At 61.9% G+C, this 16,016-nt stretch carries 13 protein-coding genes; 5 read left to right on the top strand and 8 right to left on the bottom strand.

All coding sequences use genetic code 11. The features are described 5' to 3' along the window. Positions 1 to 35: 35 nt before the first annotated feature. A complete protein-coding gene (locus tag KY459_12535) occupies positions 36 to 2,783 on the bottom strand; it encodes a protein kinase (protein ID MBW3565545.1) in 2,748 nt (915 codons plus the stop codon). A 252-nt stretch (positions 2,784 to 3,035) separates the two neighbouring features. Here KY459_12535 and KY459_12530 point away from each other — a divergent pair, with 252 nt between their 5' ends. From KY459_12530 to KY459_12520, 3 genes are read left to right on the top strand one after another with little or no spacing between them, the layout of a single operon-like run. Then, complete coding sequence (locus tag KY459_12530) at positions 3,036 to 3,230, top strand: type II toxin-antitoxin system VapB family antitoxin (protein ID MBW3565544.1); 195 nt, start codon at positions 3,036 to 3,038, stop codon at positions 3,228 to 3,230. After that, positions 3,227 to 3,634 carry a PIN domain nuclease gene (locus tag KY459_12525; protein ID MBW3565543.1) on the top strand — a complete coding sequence of 136 codons (408 nt, stop codon included), beginning with the start codon at positions 3,227 to 3,229 and terminating at the stop codon, positions 3,632 to 3,634. The genes KY459_12530 and KY459_12525 overlap by 4 nt, the downstream gene beginning before the upstream one ends. A 1-nt stretch (position 3,635) precedes the next feature. After that, positions 3,636 to 3,809, top strand: a complete 174-nt coding sequence (locus KY459_12520) for a hypothetical protein (GenBank protein MBW3565542.1) — start codon at positions 3,636 to 3,638, stop codon at positions 3,807 to 3,809. 3 nt (positions 3,810 to 3,812) lie between these two features. On the opposite strand, the gene KY459_12515 is transcribed toward KY459_12520, so the two are convergent. From KY459_12515 to KY459_12495, 5 genes are all read right to left on the bottom strand, one after another. Beyond that, positions 3,813 to 4,190, bottom strand: a complete 378-nt coding sequence (locus KY459_12515; GenBank protein MBW3565541.1) for a hypothetical protein — start codon at positions 4,188 to 4,190, stop codon at positions 3,813 to 3,815. A 21-nt stretch (positions 4,191 to 4,211) separates the two neighbouring features. Further along, the gene (locus KY459_12510) at positions 4,212 to 4,625 is read right to left on the bottom strand and encodes a class I SAM-dependent methyltransferase (protein MBW3565540.1); all 414 of its coding nucleotides are present in this window, start codon (positions 4,623 to 4,625) and stop codon (positions 4,212 to 4,214) included. A gap of 162 nt (positions 4,626 to 4,787) precedes the next feature. Beyond that, positions 4,788 to 5,030 carry a hypothetical protein gene (locus KY459_12505; GenBank protein ID MBW3565539.1) on the bottom strand — a complete coding sequence of 81 codons (243 nt, stop codon included), beginning with the start codon at positions 5,028 to 5,030 and terminating at the stop codon, positions 4,788 to 4,790. A gap of 1,040 nt (positions 5,031 to 6,070) precedes the next feature. After that, positions 6,071 to 6,274 carry a hypothetical protein gene (locus KY459_12500; protein ID MBW3565538.1) on the bottom strand — a complete coding sequence of 68 codons (204 nt, stop codon included), beginning with the start codon at positions 6,272 to 6,274 and terminating at the stop codon, positions 6,071 to 6,073. Then, the gene (locus KY459_12495; GenBank protein ID MBW3565537.1) at positions 6,271 to 8,685 is read right to left on the bottom strand and encodes a serine/threonine-protein kinase; all 2,415 of its coding nucleotides are present in this window, start codon (positions 8,683 to 8,685) and stop codon (positions 6,271 to 6,273) included. Before KY459_12495 ends, KY459_12500 begins: the two co-directional genes overlap by 4 nt. A 157-nt stretch (positions 8,686 to 8,842) precedes the next feature. On the opposite strand from KY459_12495, the gene KY459_12490 reads away from it, so the two are divergent. Further along, positions 8,843 to 9,151 (top strand): antibiotic biosynthesis monooxygenase, encoded by a 309-nt coding sequence (locus tag KY459_12490; GenBank protein MBW3565536.1) that lies wholly within the window; start codon positions 8,843 to 8,845, stop codon positions 9,149 to 9,151. 114 nt (positions 9,152 to 9,265) lie between these two features. Here KY459_12490 and KY459_12485 read toward each other — a convergent pair whose 3' ends face one another. Further along, positions 9,266 to 11,647, bottom strand: coding sequence for a protein kinase (locus KY459_12485; protein MBW3565535.1), 2,382 nt, complete (start codon positions 11,645 to 11,647; stop codon positions 9,266 to 9,268). A 182-nt stretch (positions 11,648 to 11,829) separates the two neighbouring features. Between KY459_12485 and KY459_12480 the strand changes: the two genes are divergently transcribed. Beyond that, entirely contained in the window at positions 11,830 to 13,683 is a 1,854-nt protein-coding gene (locus KY459_12480; protein MBW3565534.1) for a diguanylate cyclase, read from the top strand. Between the two features lie 165 nt (positions 13,684 to 13,848). On the opposite strand, the gene KY459_12475 is transcribed toward KY459_12480, so the two are convergent. After that, positions 13,849 to 15,210, bottom strand: coding sequence for an amidohydrolase family protein (locus KY459_12475; GenBank protein ID MBW3565533.1), 1,362 nt, complete (start codon positions 15,208 to 15,210; stop codon positions 13,849 to 13,851). Positions 15,211 to 16,016 lie beyond the last annotated feature (806 nt).

Raw genomic sequence — 16,016 nt, 5'->3', positions numbered from 1 at the left:
AAGGATTCGGAACAGTCAGGCGCCCCTCGACAACTTCACCGGATGCCGCCCTCCTTGTAGATCCGGTCGAGCTCGTGGACCCAGTTCGGGATGTAGACGATCTTCCGTTCCGGGACCTCCTCGGGGGCGGGCCTGATGACCAGGAATCGCTCGCCGTCGGGGGCGACGTCGATACTGGTTTGCCAGTGACGAGGGAGAAAGTCCGCCTCGAAGAGAATACGAGGCTCTCCGGCCGAGAAGGTCGGTTCAGTCTCAACAGGCACGACACAATAAGCCGTCTTGCCGCAGCGGTAGAAGAGCTCTTCGCCGTTCGGATTCCAAAACGGCACGGATCCTCCCTCGGTGGTGATCGTGATCCTCGGTGCCCCCTCCGGATACGGGCGGACGTGGATCTCGCGAGATCCGGTTTCGAAGGATTCGTATGCCACCCACCGTCCCTCGGGAGAGAAGTTTCCCATTGCCTCCAGCGCCGGGGTGGCGAGAAATGGTTCCGGCCGTCCTTTACCATCCGGTTCAATCAGATAGAGATCCCATTGGGCAGCCGCGACCTGCTTCTGGTACAAGAGCCGTCCGTCAGGTGCAACTGAATTTACATACTCCCAGTGGGGTAAGTCGCCGGGTGTTACAGGCTCGGGTGGAGTTGTCCTGTCCGCTGCAATCCTAGCCACCTGAGGGCGTCCGTTCCTGATTGCACTCGTATAAATCCATTTACCTTCCGAAGACCAAACAAGTCGGCTCGAAGCCACACGGCCCGGAAGCGAGCGCCAGCCTCCGGTGCGGAGATCCTGAATGTGAACTCGTGACTCGGAGAGATCCTCGCGGATGTTTGCGGCAAGGTACCGTCCATCCGGGGAGAAGGTGAGTGCCCCGAAAGGTCGGCTCGATTCGTCAGCGGGCTCCACCACTCCAGCCCGGTCGATCCAGACGAGCTCAGCATCTCGCAGGCCGGGTGCCCCGGGGATGTAGCTGAGCGCGCCGTCCCTGCTCAGCTCCGCCGCGGTGAAGCCGCTTCCAGGATAGTAGTAGATGTCTTCGAGAACCGGCCTGATCTCACCGGTGATCTCGAGATCTTCCAGGTCGAATGGCGCCGCATGGAGAGTTCCGTACCGGTTGAACAGCAGATAACCGTTCGGAGTAAAACGCAGGGACGTACCGCCTGTCACGAGGGTGCGGATTTCACCGGTGTCGAGTGTCACCACGGCGAGCTCCCGGTTACGCTCCGTGACGCCCTTATGAATCGTCATCAGCGCCGCTTTGCCACCGGGAAGGTATTGCGGCCAGTAGTGCCGGATTCCAGTCGAATCGGTTTCCGGGTCCGTGACGATCTCGGGCTCGCTTCCATTCTCGTCGACGCGGAGCAGACCTTTCCCGGCCGAGAAGAGGATCGTGCCGTCCTCTCCCCAGCTCGCACCGCGTACCCTTGGCGCGTCACAGATCGGGATCGGCATGCCTCCCGTCACAGGGATTTTCCAAATCCGACCACCCGACCGGTATCCGAGCCATTGGCTGTCGGGCGAGAAGAACGGATCGGATCCGTCGACGAATGGACGAGCTTCGATCTCGTCGATCGAGCGAAGGTAAATCTGTCTTTCTCCTCCCCGGGTCATGAACGCGATGAGGCGACCGTCCGGAGACAGACTGAACGTCGTCTGCGCACCGCTTTCTTCGATCAACACTCCTGACGGTGGCTCGAGCTGGAAGCGGGGACTCGAAGTCGCCGGTGCGACGGTAGACTGCGATCGCCACAGCTCGGTGAGGATCCCACCCGCCGCCAAAAGCCCGATAACGACTCCGGCCACCGCCAGCCATGTCTTCCAGCCGGCGTGTCTGATGCCGGAGAATGGCACGGTCGCTCCAGATGAAGTCGACCCGCCCACCGACAGTGTTTCCCAGTCCTCGGCCATCTCGGCGAGCTCGATCGCGATGTCCTTCATCGACTGGTAGCGGCGGTCAGGGGACTTGCGGAGACAGCGTCCGATCAGCTTTCGTAGCTCGTCGGGACAAGCGAGGTTCAGCTCGCGGATCGGCTTTGGCTTCTGCGAAACGATCGCGTGTGCCAGCTCGATCTTCTCATCCCCTTCGAATGGACGCTGACCCGTCACCGCCTCGTAGAGGATCGAGCCGAACGAGAAGATGTCCGATCGGGCATCGACCCGCTGGCCACGCGCCTGTTCGGGCGACATGTAGGCGAGCGTCCCGAGGACCACACCCTCGGCTGTGTCTCGATCCATTGCGGCGGTGGTCTTGTCTGCACTGACCTCTCCCGTCTCGGTGAGCTTCGCCAGGCCGAAGTCGAGCACCTTCGCGTAGCCGTCCGCCGTCACCATGATGTTCTCCGGTTTCAGGTCGCGGTGAATGATGCCTGCGTCGTGTGCCTTCGCCACGGCGTCAGCCGCCTGCGCGAGCCAGCGTACTCGCTCGCGCAGCTCCGTGCGTTCCTCGTGAATCTTTCGCGCGAGCGTCGAGCCGTGAACCAGCTCCATCGCGATGTAGTGAATCGTCGACGGCGTCGCGGCACCGTCGGGTGACACCTGGGCCTCGCCGATCTCATGGATCGTGACGATGTGCGGATGATCGAGCCCCGAGGCTGTCTTCGCCTCTCGCACGAACCGGGCGACCCGTTGCTCATTCTCGACGAGCTCCGATGGCAGGATCTTCAGCGCCACCTTGCGGCCGAGCGTCGGGTCCTCTGCGGAGTAGACCTCACCCATCCCGCCCGCACCGATCCGCTCGACGATGCGATAGCGGGAAAGCTCGGTTCCCCTCGCGAAGGTGATGCCCATGGTGTTCCCCGTTCACCTGATATTACACGATGACTCCGGCATCTCACCCTCGAGCGCCAGATCTTCGGCTCGTGTCACCGCGGCACCTTTTCACTCTCCCCGCAGTAACGTCGCGTCTTACCCGCACTTCGTCGGCGGGGAGAGGAAGAAATGAAGCGGCACTTCGTACCGCGCTCCAAATAAGGCTGGAACCCAATGTATGCAATGATCCGCATCGATTCCTCTGTTATGATATGAGGATGGAGGCAGATAATGAGAACGACACTCAACATCGACGAGATCGCACTCGAGGAAGCGATGGAGGCCTCCGAGAGTCGGACGAAGACCGAAGTCGTCAATGAGGCTCTGCGTGCTTTTGCCCGAGCAAAACGGCGGAAGCGACTCCTCGACCTCCGCGGAAAGGTCGCCTGGGAAGGTGAGATCGACAAATTGAGAGAGCGGCGGTGAGAGTCCTGGTCGACACGTCCGTCTGGGCGGATTTCTTCAACGAGGCGGGCTCCAGGGAAGCCGACATTCTCGTGCGTCTGATCACGAATGAAGTCGAGCTCGTCACGTGTGGCGTCGTGATCGCCGAGTTTTTTCAGGGTCTCCGGCGCTCCAGAACTCTGACGGCGCTCGAGCGACAGTTTCGCGACATGGTCTGTCTCGCACCAATCGAACCGGAAACGTACTTCTCCGCGGCGGAGCTGTATCGCGAGCTCCGCAGACGCGGGGTGACGGTGCGTTCGACGATCGACTGCCTGATCGTGCAACTGGCTGAGCTGCACGGGGCCGACCTGCTCGCTCGTGATCGCGATCTGACTCGCATTCTCGATTCCGGTCTGACGACGGCAAAAGCGGTCACGCTCTGACATGATGCGGGAGTCCGGCTTTTTGGTCCCACCCGATCCGACGATCGCGGCGAAGCTCGAGGAGCTCCGTTTCCTCGAGAAGAGCATCGGGAAGACGGGCCACCTCGCACTCGCGCCGGTGCTGCATCGCAGCGCCCGCGATCTCTGGCAGCTCAAACTCCTCGAAGCCGAGTGACCATCACTTCTTCACCGCGATGATGAGCGTCCTTCGGAGGAGTCCCTCTTCGACTCCCTTCACCATCCCCCACTTCTTCTGCTGGTCCTCCTCGTATCTCTGATCGCCCTCCTCTTCGCGGAGGATCGCTTCGATCCCTGCCCGGCCTTCGGCGAGCGAACGACACGCCTCCGCGAGCGAGTCGGTGACGTCGGCCATCTCCAGAACGGTGAAACCGGCGCTCTCGAAGAGCTCATCGGGTCGTGACGAGCCGTTCACCTGAGAGGGCCCGTACTCGCACGCCAGCGCTTCCTCTTCCTCTGACAGACCTGGCGGCGTATGAATCGTGTAGCCCCCGATACGGCCATCCCGGGCGAGGACTCTGCGGGAAGCTCTCAGCACGGAGAGCTTGTCCTCGATTCATCAGAAGACGTCGGCGAAGACGATCGCGTCGAATGTCTCCGCTCGGAAGGGCAGCGCACGTCCATCCGCGACGACGGCCGAGAGGCTCGTATCGGTGTCGCATCCGGATTGCAGCAGAGCTTCGTGAAGACATTCGAAAGGCGTATCGCAAAAAACGAGCGGACATCCCGTCTCACGCGCCAGATACGCCCCCGGCCATCCTCTCCCTGCGCCGAGATCGAGAGTCCGCGATTCCGGAGAGAGCTCTATTCTCTCGCGGAGAAGCCGGGCCTGCTCGACGGTCGTGTAACCGCTCAGCCCGGAAGCATGCCCGAGGACGGCCTCCTCTATTCTGAGCGCCGCGGCAGATTGGATCCTGGAGTATTTTTCGGAAAAGAAATCCCGACTCGATTCGTCGTCGAATAAACGCGCCATTCCCTCGTCCTCTCAGTAAGGATAGCGGAAACAGGGCGACAAAACGCTGGCCGTCAGCCGACACATCGAAAAATTCGTTCCAGCGGTACGTCGATGTCGTGAAGAGGTGGCGTGGCTTCCCGACTTCGATCCGCTCACCGTCGACGCCTAAGTCGACAGCCATCAGCTCGTCGGCCGGAGTAAAATAAAACAACTCGTTCTCGTCCTTCGACCAGCGCGGAGCATCTCCTCCTTCCAGCCCCGGTCCTCGTTCTCGACGAGCTCCCGGCGGCAGGATCTCAGCGCAACGTGCCGCCCGAGCCTCGGGTCCTCCGCGGAGTACACCTCACCCATCCCACCCGCCCCGATTCGCTCGGCGATCCGGTAGCGGGAGACCTCGGTGCCGCTCGCGAAGGGGCTGCCCATCGGTGTTCCCCGTTCACCTGATACTACACGATGGACTCCGGGATCTACGCGTCGCTCTCGCGACCGTCTAAGCCAACTTGGGTTGCTGCGAGCGGGTCAGCGTTCATGGCGCGTGACCAAATCTGACCACTCATCCCACCCAGTCTTCAAGCCCCACCACTCGTAGAACGTACTGATGTTGTCCTTTACGATGTGCCGGAACTTGAGTCGGCAGTTGCGGCACTTGAAATCGTCGACGTCTTTAGTCGCGCCGAAGTATTCCCTGCCGGAGCCCGATAAGTGACGTAACTCTCCCCGACAGAAGGGACATCGCCTGTATTCAAGAGCGTTAATATCAGACCGACTGTGAGCGGCGAGGTGGGCCCTTTCCCGGCGCGAACGGCGACCCATCATGCCGGTCAAAACAATCAACCCGGCCATGAGAGCTACAACCATGAACCACGATGATCCTTTCAATCTTTCGCTCCTTCGCTGTAGAGGGTTGAGGTTGCCCCGGATCGGTGGACAGCGGCCAATTGGGCATATTGGCAAATTCCAAATTAGGGTCAGGTCTTCGCGGGCTGTTGCCCAAACCGAAAAACCCGAGAGAACCGGATCAGGTCGCGCCCGCCTCTTCAACCGCGATTCACGAGCTTCGCCGGACATGGTCGACGCGTTCACACTCGTCATCCTGAGCCGCCGAAGGACGGCGAAGGATCTGGGCGCGGGCTCATGAATGATTCCTCCGGCCCGCCACCACGATGATTCGCGAGCCACCCCCAGATCCTTCGCCGTCCTTCGGCGGCTCAGGATGACATGGGCGGACTTTTCCCCGCCATCGTCTCTATCCCCGGGTTTGGGCAACAGCCCGTTCGCGGGCTGTTGCCCGAACGGGCACTCGCGAGTGAGTGATCGCGTAAAAAATGGGTAAAAAATCAAAATGTCCCAATGGGGACCACACGTTCGTTTTTCGGTTCCTCGTACATTTTCGGCTCGAGAGCATTCTACTCCTGGTGGAGAGATGTCACGACAGTTTCCGAGCCGCGCGGACCCCTCATGAGTTACCGGCTCGGAGTGGAGGGGATGGTCATCTGCCAGATGTCGCTGTCGGCGCGGGTGCGGACCAGGAGAATGGTGTCGGCGTCGGTCGAGATCGAGATGGAGTCGAGCGCGTCCGTGTCGTCCGAGGTCGGGACGTGCCCGACGTCTCGCGCTTCCAGTGTTGCCACATCCGCGACCCGAATCCGTCCGTCGCGCTCGATCAACAGCAGGCGCCGGTCGTCGATGAAAGCGCTGATCCTCGCCGTCGGGGAGACCAGGCGGGGCCGATCGTCGGCGAGTAAATGTAGGTACCTACACTGCCCCACGGTGCTCCCGCGACTTTCGTTCCGTCGGGCGACCATGTCGCGGGCGCGAAGGAACTCCCTTCGACCCGGGGAAGCGGCCTCCCCTCACTTACCGGCAGGGTCGCAAGCTCCGCGACGATTCCTTGATTCTCGCCAACGAACGTGACGCGCGTCCCGTCGCGGGAGATCCGCGGCCAGTTTGCCGCCATTTCCGTAAGCTGCTCGAGGCCGCTTCCGTCGGGACGGATCGTCCACCCCTGCCATGTGCCGGTACGATTGGAGTAGAAGACGATGCGCGAGCCGTCCGGCCACCAGCTGATGCCACGATCACGCGAAGCGTCACTGGTCAGCTGCCGAACGTCGGTGCCGTCGGCCGCCATCACGTACACGTCCTCCTGAATGCCGGAGGTCGAAAATGCGATCCACGAACCATCGGGGGATGCGGCCGCGTTGCGAATGGGAAGCGACCCGTCGAACACGACTCCGTCCCCTTCCACGGTTTCCGTTGTGGCGTCGAAACGGATCCTTTCGAGTGTTCCGTAGTGAGAGGTGGATCGATACAGTATCCGCGTGCCGTCTCCTGAAATAGAGATGGACGACGCGTCCGGCGAGGCGGCGTTGAGCGGTTCGACCGCGCCGGCCGGCTTCCCCGAAGTCTGATCGATGGCGACGCGCCAGAGATTCATCGTGCCGTTGCGCTCACTCGAGAAGTAGAGAGTGGTCCCGTCGGGCGACCAGACGGGATTCCAGTCGAGATGAGCATCCGCCGTCACATTGACCAGGCTCTCCGGTTCCCCTGTTGCGTCGATCAGGAAGATGTCGCGGTGGCCACCACTGCGGCCGGCCCAGAAGGCGATGCGCCGTCCATCGGGTGACCAGGACGGCTGCAGAGCGGGACCTTCGAAAAGCCGCTCCGAGCGTCCACTTCCCAGCTCGACGGTCCAGAGCTCACCACCGCCGTAGACGGTGCGCGGAGTACCGGTCCTCTCCGTCGAGTACACGATCCTCGAGCCATCCGGCGACCAGGCGGGGTTGAAACCGCTCTCCGTCAGGCGCCGAACCGACTCCCCGGTAGCCCCCATGACGAAGATGCCGCCTCCGTCCCTGTCCGACCGGAAGGCGATCAGATTGCCGTCGGGTGAAAATGCTGGTGCCTCATCGTCAAGCTGATTTCCCTCGGTCAGATTGATGGCGCTCGATCCTCCGGTCCGTTGCAGGAAGATGTCCCGCTGACCATCGGCCCTCTTGACGTAAGCAAACATTCTCCCGTCAGGTGAGATCGTCGGATGAAGCTCTTCGCCGCTGCCGAACGTCAGCTGAGTGAACGTTGCTCTAGGTGCCGGATCGGTTCCCTGGCGGCCGGCGAGAAATCCCGCAACCGCCGCGGCGAGCGCCACGACGACGCCGGCTGCGATCAGACCGTAGAGCATCGGCCGCGACTTAAGCGGTCCGATCGTGGTCGCCGTTTCCAGCTCGATGGCAGTCCCTGTTTCGATCCTACGCAGTTCTCTTGCGAGATCACCAGCGCACTGGAATCGCCGCTCGGGATCTTTCTCGAGGCAGGTCATGACCACTCGTTCCAGTGCAGCGGGTGTGATGGGCTGAAGCGAGGATGGAGCGGGCGGCTCGTGCTCGAGGATCTGCGCAACCAGGCTCGCGGAGCTGCTGGCGTGGAAGGCCCGCCTGCCGGTGATCATCTCGTAGAGCAAAGCGCCAAACGCGAAAATATCCGAACGTTCGTCGGTCTCGCGACCGTGCAATTGCTCGGGAGCCATGTACGGCAGTGTTCCGACGACCATTCCAGCGGAGGTCAGAGGTGCGGCCTGGGTGGGATCATCCTCTGCGACCACCGGGTTGATCGCACGCGCCAGACCGAAATCGAGGAGTTTCGCGCCTCCCCTGGTCAGCATGACGTTGCCCGGCTTGAGGTCGCGGTGAATCACTCCCGTGCGGTGCGCGCGGTCGAGAGCATCCGCGATCTGAATCGCGCAGGGGAAGATCTCGCGCAGAGGGAGGGGACCCCGTTGGAGGCGCGAGCCGAGAGTCTCTCCATCGATCAGCTCCATGACGATGTAGGTCGTTTCGTTGGACCTGCCGATGTCGTAGAGAGCGCAGATGTTCGGATGGCTGAGCTGCGAGATGAGCTTCGCCTCACGCTGAAACCGCGCGTTGGCTTTCTCGTCTCCCGAAGTATCAGAAGGAAGTACCTTGACGGCGACGCTGCGGTCGAGCCGCGTGTCGAGTGCCCTGTAGACTTCTCCCATGCCACCGGCACCCAGTCGCGAAACGATCTGGTACGGCCCGAGGTTGCTTCCGTTTGGCAGTGTCATGGGCTGATTGTGGAATGATGGCGTATGAGGGCGCGGACTGCAATTTAAATCGGTGAGGTCTCTCGCCCGGGATTGTGGTCAGTCGAAGATCGACCGCGCGCGCGCTCCTGCAGCCCTGCCGGGGGCGCTTTCCGAATGATGTGTTACAACTCTCGTCATGTACATCGCTATGAATCATTTCCGGATCGCCGCGGGACGCGGTGAAGAGTTCGAAGGACGATGGCGGGAGCGGACGACGCACCTCGACGAAGTTCCCGGCTTCATGCAGTTCCATCTCGTGCGCGGCGCCGATCACGACGACGGCTCCCATCGCTACGCCAGTCACGTGATGTGGGAAACCGAACAGCAGTTCGTCGACTGGACGAGGAGCGAAGCGTTTCGAAAGGCGCATGCGTCGGCCAGGATGCCCGAGGGGATGATGATCGGACATCCGCAGTTCATGGGATGGGAGTCGGTTTCGCTGTAAGGACGAAGCAGAGAAACGGTGAAGTCGGAGCCACTGCTCTCGGCTGTCTCAGGAAGTCGCCTGATCAGCCGGGCGGCGCATTTCGCGAGGGTCAGCAAAAGGTGATCGAAGCGATCATCGAATGCTCATATTTCGGAGCAACTCGGCGTAGCGGGGGTCGGTCTGCAGCGGTCCCAGCATGATCCGGTCGGTCTCGATGTACGAGAGCCTCGCGCTCTTCTGATCGTAGGCGTTCTCCAGAGCGGAGAAGGCGGCATCAGCCTGACCGAGTGCGGCATGGACGTACGCAGCCCAGACCGGATCACAAGCCGCTCCGTCGGAACCGCTCCGGAGATCCTGCAAGGCTGCCGTCGCGCAGCTCGTATCGCCGGCCATTGCGCAGGCCCTCCCGAGATCCGCCAGCTGTTCACAAGCTCCGCCCGAACGCTGCACGGCATAGCGGGCCGAGCGTACGGCGTCGTCATGCCTTCCGAGTTCCGAGTATGACCGGCTGAGACGCGATTGGACGATGTAGAAGTTAGGATCGAGCTCCAGGTATCGTTTGATCGCTTCCTCATGACGTCCGGACTCCGCGAGTGTTGACGCCGCGGCAACGCCGATGATCATTGACAGAGGATCGAGCCGTTGGGCGATGCGGATCTGCTCGAGGGCTTCCTCCGGTCGGCCGACGGAGCGCAGATGAATGCTGTACCAGTGGCGCGCCGTCGGGTAGTTCGGCTTGAGGGCAATGGCTTTCCGGAATTCGGCTTCGGCTTCCTCCCATCGCCACATCTGCTGATAAATCAGGCCGAGCGTGGCGTGGGCTTCGGCGAGCGAGGGATCGGCCTCCAGGGCGCGCACTGCCGCCTCTCTCGCCTTCGGCAGCAGAACCGCGGCCGGCTCATCGGTGTACTGTTCCATGATTGCGTACGTGTCGGCGAGCCCGAGGTAAGCGAGCGCGAAGTCGGGATCACGTGCGATGGCAGACTGGAAGTGCGATAACGCAGTTCGCAGCGCTGGTCCCGTTCTCTTGTTCCACTCGTAACGGCCTTTCAGGTAGAGCTGGAACGCCTCTTCATCGGAGGTCATATGCCGCGGCGACGTCTCCTCGACCGGAGCGCCGCGCGTCCTTAGTGCGCGCGCGAGCTCTTCCGACATTTCGCGCTGCAATGTGAGGAGCTCCGCCCGACTCCGCTCGTATCGCGCGCCCCACAACTGAGCATCCGCTCTCGGATCGATCAGCTCCACGTGTACGGTCAATCGGTCCCCACGCTGAACGAGACGGCCCGCCACGATCGCGCGGACCCCGAGCTCCTCCGCAATTCGCTTCGGAGAGATCTTCTCGGTTTTGTATCGGAATACCGTGCTCCGCGGAATCACCCTGAGCCGCGGATTTCTCGACAGGTGATTCATCAGCGTTTCCGCGAGTCCCTCGCTCACGTACTCGCTTTCCTCGCTCCCTGTTGCGCTGACAAACGGAAGTACAGCAACGGAGGTGATCGGTCCGGCGTCATCGGCCGTATGGTTGCGTCTCAGGAGCAGGACCGAGACCGTTGCGACGATCAGGACGGCGAGAACTACCGATGCTGCGATTGCCTTGCGGCTGGAGAGCATACGCGCAGGAGCGGCGGGGCGGCTCTGACCGGTCGCATCCTGTCGCCGGAGGCGCATGAGTTGCGCGCGAATCTCTGCTGCACTCTGCACGCGCACGTCTCGATCTTTCTGCAGAGCGCCCACGATCAGGGTATCGAGCTCCGGCGGCAGGGCTGGATTGATCTGCGATGGAGAAGGCGGTTCCCGGTTGAGAACGGAGTCGAGAATGACAGCCGAGCTCTGGCCGACGAAAGGTGGGCGGCCGGTCGCCATCTCGTACAGCACTGCGCCGAACGAAAAGAGGTCCGAACGCGCGTCCACCGGTTCACCACGCGCCTGCTCCGGAGACATATAAGCGAGGGTGCCTACCGTGGCGCCTAACGCCGTGAGCTGGCCGGGCAAGGCAACCGTCGGCGACTCGGAATCCACAGGATCCGCTCCCGCTGCTTTCGTGTCGTCGAGTCGCGCCAGACCGAAATCCAGCAGCTTCGCTGTGCCGCGGCTGGTGACGAATATGTTCTGGGGCTTGATGTCCCGATGGATGATTCCCGCGCCATGCGCCGCGTCCAGCGCGTCGGCAATCTCGGCCCCAAGGATGAGGAGGCGCTCCAGGGGGAGAGGCCTGCCCCCGATGTACTGCTTGAGCGTCGACCCGGTCAACTTCTCCATCACGATGAAAGGAGCACCGGCGTGTTCCCCGATGTCGAAGATGGTGCAGATGTTCGGATGATTCAGTGCGGACGTCGCTTCCGCTTCGCGCTTCAGGCGCAGAACCGCCTCGGTGCTGACGGCGGTTCCGCTCGGAAGAAACTTCAGCGCCACGCGTCGGCGCAGCCGCGTGTCCTCCGCCTCGAAGACTACGCCCATCCCACCCTCACCCAGTGGAGCGAGGATTCGATAGTGCGAAACCGTCGATCCGATCATGATTGGCATCATAACGTGAAGCCGAGGAAGTCCATTGGGAATGGAACAGCGCAGAAATCGGCGAGGAAGCAGCCTCCCGCACATCGAAAAAACCAGACCGAATCGCCATAGCGCCTTGCCGCAAGGGCGCATCGGCAGATGCGATCCGCCCGCAACACCGGTATGATGAAGCCGATCTGATCATGCCCGCCGTCTGCTCGAAACGACTCCGGACCCTCCTGGCGATTGCCGCGATGCTTCCGGCGCTGTCATCAGCCCAGGAACAGAGCGAGACACCCTCCGGGGCGGCGGCATCTCTTCGCATAATCACAATCGCTGAGGTAATTCGAGATTCGAACGGAGATACGATCCCTGACAGGCTCGGCGAACCTGTTCATGTCCGGGGAACAGTCACAATCGGCTCCGGCGTCGTCTCTCAGGAGAGGCTGCACGTCTACTTCCAGGATGAGACGGCCGGCACGTACGCTTTCTCCATTGCCGAGCGTGGACCCAACATCCCGCCAGGCGCGCTCATCGACGTGGTGGGCACCGTCGATCAGTATCGAGGCGCCATTCAGATCAACCGGCCTCGCGTCGCGATTTTAGGCCAGCGGGAGTTGCCCGAGCCGCTCGTGCTGACTCTGCAAGAGGCAGCACAATGGAAGCACTACGGAAAGCTTGTAACAGTGCGCGGCTCCATCGGGACCCCGGTCCAGCTGGGTCCCTACGTCGGTTATGACCTCCAGCACGCGGGCTCCACGATGCGACTGGCGTTGCCGCCAGGCGTGCTGCGGGACTTCGCGGTGACCTCTGTTCCGCCTTCGTCCGAGGTGAGCGTTACCGGTGTCGTGACCATCTATTCAGAAAACCCTCCCCATAACGACGGCTTTCAACTCATGGTTGGCTCGCCCTCCTGGATCAGCGTGCAGTCGAAGGCATCTCCGATCGGCGCATGGGTGAACCGGTACGGCAAAGCGGTCGCCTTCGCAATCACTCTGCTGGTGCTCCTCCTGCTGGCATTCGGGATCTCGCGCAGGAAGATGCGGCTACGAAAAGAGCAGGCGGACACGCTCAGTCGGGTCGGATTGCTCGCCGCCGCAGCAACAGATCCGGACGCGTTTCTCGCCGACGCGATCGACCTTCTCATCAGGAACGAGCTCGTCGATGGAGTGGTCGTCCATCTTCTCGAGCGTGGGCGTCTGCGCCTGCATGCCTCGTACGGCGCTGCACGCGACAAGGAAAAACAGATCGACGAGCAGGTTCAGAGCCGGCTTTCCGGAACGATCCACAATCGGGACCTTCCGATCAGCGAATTCCAGCTTCAGGACCGAGCGAGGGATGAGCGCCTGTATCCGCTCGTCTGTGTAGCCCTTCAGGGGCGGACACGCGCGGTGGGCGTGATCACCGCGCTGAGCACCACGCGTCACGCGCTGACCCCGCGGGAAGCAAGCATGATCGCCTCCGTGGCCAACCTGATCGCACTGGGGATCGAGAATGTTCAGATGATGCTCGATCATGACGAAAAGAATCGGGAGCTCGAGCAACAGGCGATCTCCGATCCTCTGACGGGCCTCTACAACCGCCGGTTCGTCGACGAGTACCTGCGGATCCACATGGCAATGGCCCGCCGTCGCAAAACTCAGGTGAGCTTCATCGCCATCGATCTCGATCACTTCAAAAAGGTGAACGACACGTACGGCCATGCTCGCGGCGATGAAATCCTGGTGCGTGTCGCTCACGTCATACGTGACACGGCTCGGACGAGCGATCTGACCGTCAGGACCGGCGGAGAAGAGTTCCTCGTCGCCATGACCGACACGGGGGAAGCGGGCGCTCTCATTTACGCAAACCGTCTCCAGAAGGAACTACGCATCCAGCACTACGAAGAAGTCTCGATGCCGATCACCGTCTCGATCGGAATCGCTGTCTACCCGGACCACGGAGAGGAGGTCGGAGCGCTGCTTCGCATCGCGGACGAATCGCTCTACGCATCGAAGCGACTCGGGCGTGATCGAATCACCGTCGGATCCGGCGGACCCCGGCCCCTGCCAGACTGAAAGAGTGCCTGGTACCGTTCGAGTAGCCGCAGGCCCACGGGTGGGGCCAGCTCCGGAAAACCAGCCTTTCTCCACCTGCTCAGGATCAGCCGAGCGGACCCGGCGTTCGCCTGAATGGCTGGGTTTCAAAACCCAGCCTCAGACTGCCCGCTGAGCGACGTCACTTCACTTGTATCGCGTCCCCCGCTTCATCACGAGATCGACCCTCTGAAGAAGGCTGATGTGCCTCAGGACGTCTCCCCGCACCGCGATGAGGTCGGCGTACTTTCCTTCGCTGACCGTGCCCACCTCGTCCGACACCTTCATCAGGACCGATGGCCAGTAGGTGGCGCCCCGAATCGCCTCCATCGGGCTGATGCCCATCCCCCGCACCCAGACCTCGAGCTCGTTCCACGTCGACTGGCTATGGAACTTCATCGGGATTCCGCTGTCGGTGCCGATCAGCAGAACCACTCCCGATTCCCGCAGTTGCTCGATCTTATGCCGGAGCGTCGGACGGCGGAGCGGCGTTAGCTGAAAGTAGGAAAGTCGCTCCGGATGGCGGAACGAGTCCCGGATGTCGCGAATGATCTCCTCGGGCAGTCCGAGATGCCACTCGGTCGAATCGAGGATCTCCGGGTTGTCCCGCAGCGCTTCGTAGTTGAAGAGCCCCTCGACGGTCGGGGTCCAGAAGAGCGGCCCGCGGTTCATCTGAGCCGTCCTTTCCCGAATCATCTCAATGACGTCCGGCGGGTACTCGGGCGCACTCGCCAGCCCGGTGTGCTCGAAACAGTCGACGCCGGCCTCCAGTCCGCGCCGGATCTCCTCCGGACGGTGCGCGTGCGCGACGACCGTGCGGCCATGGCGATGCGCCTCCTCCACGACGGCCCGGACCTCCTCCATCGTCATCTGATCCTGATCGATCAGCTTGATCACGTCGACGCCGGCCTCGATCAGCCGCCGCACTTTTCTTCGTGCGTCTTCCGCTCCGCTCACCCCCCAACGGTATTGCTCGGTGCCGGGATACGGCCGGTGCTGAATGAACGGACCCGAGACGTACATCGTGGGTCCCGGAATCTCTCCGCGGTTGATCGCATCCCGGACGGCGATGATGTCTTCGAGCGGAGCACCGAGATCGCGGGCGCTCGTCACACCCGCGAGCAGGAGCTGGTTCGCGGACGCGGGCATAATGACACTGCGGTAGAGATCGGGATAGGTCGAGAACCAGTGGTCGTAGTCCGCGTGACCATTGATCATCAGGTGGACGTGCATGTCCCAAAGCCCCGGCAGCACATCCATCCCTTCAGTCGAAATGATTTCGGCCTGTTCGGGGATTTCGATCTCTCCCATCCGCCCCACCGCCCGGATGCGCTCGCCTTCGACGATGATGACGCTGTTCGCCACCGGCCGTCCCCCGAAGCCATCGATCAACCGTCCGCCGACCAGAGCCTTGATCTCCGAGTCCGCCCGGAGCGCCCCAGGGCCCCCCCACGCCAGAGTCGCCACGACGATGATGATTCCCCTCCAGTGACGGTTTCCGCGATTCATCGCTTCCTCCTTTCGTTGCGACATACGATACCGACCCAGCCTATGACGCGATATGAGCTCCGCGATGCGGCTGATGACCGTGACGTCGAATCAAGGCGAAAAGTCTACCCCCTTCTCGAACTCCTCGCGCAGCCGTCAGAACACTTCCCCTGCGGAATGAGATGTTTCTCACGCTCCTTCGGGCTCATGGCATCCAGCTCATCGCATTGTCGCTCCAGGTCCGAACTTCTTCCTGCTCTACCGGCGTCCCGTATCACCATCACGCCCATCGGCCCATCGACCGCCACTTACGACCTGATTGGACTCGTGCCGGGATTCTAATCTTCGTTTTGGGCAGCAGTGGAACGTGATAGCGCTGAGTAACATCCAGAAATCGGGGTCACACCTTCGAAGGTCTGACCCTCTATGCTGCGCGGATCAAACCGGGTCTGGTCGCAATGGGTGACCCTCCAATCCGTCCTGACAATTGCCGCCTCTGCCGTCAGGCTGTAATGCCGCGGAAGTCGGCGTGTGACAGGCCGAGAAGAAGCGTGCAACCTTCGGGAGTCGCCAGAGGACCGTGCGATGAGCCTCTCGCTGCAAAAACGCGGGTAAAACGGCTGACGTCTCAGAGCTCCGACAACTGTTCAATCGAGTGATTGCTGATCGCTGATCGCTGAACGTACGAGAGGCGCCCGATCGGGCGCCTCTCCATGCTGACATTTCCGAACAAATCTACTGGCAGAAGCCTAAGCGAAAAAGGCAAATTGGGGCCACCCATCGGAGTGCGTGCCCGGGTCAAGATTCGGGAAGTTGGGGCCAGGGCC

The sequence above is a fragment of the Acidobacteriota bacterium genome (assembly GCA_019347945.1).
Taxonomy (GTDB): Bacteria; Acidobacteriota; Thermoanaerobaculia; order Gp7-AA8; family JAHWKK01; genus JAHWKK01.
This window is presented reverse-complemented; position numbering and strand designations above follow the sequence as displayed.